The organism is Streptomyces sp. NPDC002130 (assembly GCF_040296465.1).
In the GTDB taxonomy this organism is placed as follows: domain Bacteria; phylum Actinomycetota; class Actinomycetes; order Streptomycetales; family Streptomycetaceae; genus Streptomyces.
Genome location: NZ_JBEOXI010000494.1, coordinates 1 through 2949 on the forward strand (window position 1 = coordinate 1; position 2949 = coordinate 2949).

At 67.5% G+C, this 2949-nt stretch carries 3 protein-coding genes and 2 pseudogenes; 3 read left to right on the forward strand and 2 right to left on the reverse strand.

Annotated elements, in window-relative coordinates; all coding sequences use genetic code 11:
- On the reverse strand, positions 1-547 hold a 547-nt coding region (locus ABT116_RS41635; protein ID WP_502984033.1), incomplete at its 3' end, for an IS701 family transposase.
- Positions 548-639: 92 nt separating this feature from the next.
- On the opposite strand from ABT116_RS41635, the gene ABT116_RS41640 reads away from it, so the two are divergent.
- Positions 640-1110 carry a hypothetical protein gene (locus tag ABT116_RS41640; protein ID WP_351645539.1) on the forward strand — a complete coding sequence of 157 codons (471 nt, stop codon included), beginning with the start codon at positions 640-642 and terminating at the stop codon, positions 1108-1110.
- A gap of 79 nt (positions 1111-1189) precedes the next feature.
- Positions 1190-1922, forward strand: a pseudogene (locus ABT116_RS41645) (transposase).
- A gap of 11 nt (positions 1923-1933) precedes the next feature.
- Here ABT116_RS41645 and ABT116_RS41650 read toward each other — a convergent pair.
- Positions 1934-2098 (reverse strand): annotated as a pseudogene (locus tag ABT116_RS41650) (IS701 family transposase); the annotation flags it as partial.
- A 212-nt stretch (positions 2099-2310) separates the two neighbouring features.
- On the opposite strand from ABT116_RS41650, the gene ABT116_RS41655 reads away from it, so the two are divergent.
- On the forward strand, positions 2311-2715 hold the full coding sequence (locus ABT116_RS41655; protein WP_351645542.1) for a type II toxin-antitoxin system PemK/MazF family toxin: 405 nt from the start codon (positions 2311-2313) through the stop codon (positions 2713-2715).
- Positions 2716-2949: the final 234 nt, after the last annotated feature.

A 2949-nucleotide genomic window follows, 5' to 3' on the forward strand; every position in this document is an offset into this window, starting at 1 on the left:
GGATCAGCATTTGGTGGCGGCCGAGGCGGGGTTCGGCCAGGTCGATGACGGCCCAGTCGTAGACGCGGTGCCCCTTGCCGCCGCCCCTGCCGACAGCTTCAGCCAGGCCCACTTCGGCACCTTCACGGCCAGGGCATCCGCGCGGAAATTCCCCGCCCGTGGTGACTTCGGCCGAGCAAGCAACGGCGAGCACGTAGCCGACCTGGCGCTCTTCCAGCGCGGCCCGCAGCTTGGGGTTGCCGCCGTAGACCTCATCGCCCGCGACCCAGCCCACACGGTGCCCGGCGTCAAGGAACCGGCCGATCATGCGGGCGGCCAGCTCCGACTTGGTCGCGAAGACGGTGTCCTCGCCCAGTCCCGCCGCCCGGCAGCGGCCCGGGTCGCACGTCCACGAGCGCGGGACGTACAGCTCGCGGTCGATCGCCGCGTGTCCGCGGCGGCCTGCACAGACGAGGTAGACAGCGACCTGAGCGCTTTCGATCCTCCCGGCCGTACCGGTGTACCGGCGCTGGACACCCACGGCGTGCGTGCCCTTCCGGCATCTCACTTACTGACGGTTTCAAAAATGATCTGCAGCTGCGGTTGAGGAAGATCATGCTGTGAGAGCACACTGAGCCGCGCAAGCGAACGGAGCCGGCAATGATGGCAAGACCCCCTGGGGCATTTCAGTCGATCACGTTCGCGGCCTGGCGTGACCGTCTTCCTGGGCAGAACCGTGCCTCCGATCGGTACTACGTCACGCTGGCGGAACTCCTTGTGCGCCTCGGAAGTTTTGGGCTCGGCCTCACCTGGAAGGTGCGGATCGACGACGCTCGACTGAGCACCAGGTTTGCCGAGATCGAGAAGGCTTCCTCCGGTGCCGGGATCGGCACCCTGGAGCTACTGGCCCTGGTCGCGCCGGACCTTCAGTTTGTTGACGCGGACTTCGCGGGGTACGCGGGCAATGAGCTGAAGGTGGTACTGCGGGAGTTCGACAGCACGAGTTGGGACCTCTGCACCGCGGATGCCTCGGTAGTTCGGGAGATCCGCCAGGACTTCCCGGACGCGGTACCGACTCCTGAGGAGGTTCTCGAGGAGATCCCCTGGCCGGCCAACCGGCGAGACATCTGATCCAACGCTCCTACTGATCGTTTCTGGGTGTTGAACTGTGGGTCTTGCGCTCGTCGATCTTGGTCTGCAGTGTGTCCCGGTGCGCGCTGATCTTGTTCCGGACGACCTGTGGGAACGGGTAGCCCTGTTGCTGCCACCTTCTCCCGAACGACGCCACCGCCATCCCGGGAGACTTCGCGTTCCGGACAGGGCGGCTCTCGCCGGCATCATGTACGTGCTGCGGACCGGCGTTGCCTGGCGTGGCGTCCCGGCCGAGATCGTGGGCTGCTCCGGCGTGACGGCCTGGTGCCGGCTGCGGGACCGGACAGAAGCAGGCGTCCGGCCGCGTCTTCACTCCGCCCTGTGACCGAATTACGCCGCGCGGACTCGCCAGACCTGGACGACTGCGCCCTGGACGGCTCGCACGTCCGGGCGCTCAAAGGGGGGATCACGTCGGCCCCTCGCCCGTCGACCGTGCCCGCCCCGGCTCCAAGCACCATCTGATCGTCGACCGCCACGGAACCCCGCATTCGGGGCCTACGGGGACGCCCTCGCCGCAAGCCCCGGCGCCTCTACGCAGACCGGCTACGACTTCGACAAGTACCGCCGCCTGCTGTGGCAGCGCGGCATCAAGCCGTTTGATCGCGCGACGCGGCGTCGCCCACGGCTCCGGACTGGGCAAGGTTCGCTGGGTGGTCGAGCGCGCGTTCGCCTGGCTGCATCAGTTCAAGCGACTCCGCATCCGCTACGAGCGACGTGCCGACCTCCACCAGGGTCTCCTCGAACTCGCCTGCAGCATCATCTGCCTCCGGCGCCTCCGGGCGGCATCCTGAAACGATCAGTTAGCCCGGCCGAGCAGGTGCCGCATTCCATGCGGACTGGCCCGCCCGGCCCACTCGGCGATGCTCCAGCAGTTCTTGCGCGGCACGTCCGACAGCAGCCCCAGCACCAAGTCCCGCACCCGACGCCGGGGTTCAACCCGCGCGAACCGGCCCGCTATCCGGGACATCAGGACCTCGAACGCCTCCTGCCGGCGGGCAGGGTCTACGCTGTGACTCGCGGCCACCGCATGATCTTCAGTCTTCACACACCGATGATCAACGGTGGTCGCGCCCGTCTTCACCGCCCCTCGGTCACGACGAGCGAAGACGGGGCCGCATCCCTTCCGTGTCCCGCACGGGGCACGCAGCGTTCGCCCGCCGTCTCGTGCCAGGAGGACACATGCAACGCGGTGAAGTCTGGTGGGTCGACTTCGATGAGCGACGCCCGGTCGTGCTGCTCTCGGACGAGGAGTCATGCGGGTTTCACGCGATGCAGGTCGTTGCGCCAGCGGGCGTCGACATCAGCGGCCTGGGCGTTGAAGTGGCCGTAGGAGCCCCCGAAGGACTGCCCTTCGAAGGCGTGCTGCGGTTCGCGTTCCCGCGTCCAGGCTTTACTCCGTGCACATGGCTGACCACCGTGGCCCGGGACGACCTGATCGAGCGGGCGGGCGTGTTGTCCTCCGTGAAGCTCAGCGAGGTTGGAGAAGCCCTCCGTGCCGCTGGGCAGAGGAGGGAGTGGACCCCGATGACGGCTGCCAGGATCAGCGAGATCAAAGATGCCCACCGTCTCGAAGGACTCGAATAGCGGACGCCTGTGCTGCCCAGCTCGATCTCGTCGACGACTGACGACCTTCGCCCACCGGATGTCGGCTCCACTGTGTTCGAGTGCTGCGGCCAGTCGGCAGAGCAGGCCGACGCGGTCCTCGGTACGCAATTCGAGGATCGGCGAGGACGCCGAGGACGAGTACGACGAGGAGGACGAGGAGGAGGGCGAGGAGGAAGAGCCCGAAGGCGAGTACGAGGACGACTCCGAGGCCGA

Coding starts and splice junctions, on each gene's coding strand:
- ABT116_RS41640 (WP_351645539.1), top strand. CDS start 640: ATGATGGCAAGACCCCCTGGGGCATTTCAGTCGATCACGTTCGCGGCC.
- ABT116_RS41655 (WP_351645542.1), top strand. CDS start 2,311: ATGCAACGCGGTGAAGTCTGGTGGGTCGACTTCGATGAGCGACGCCCG.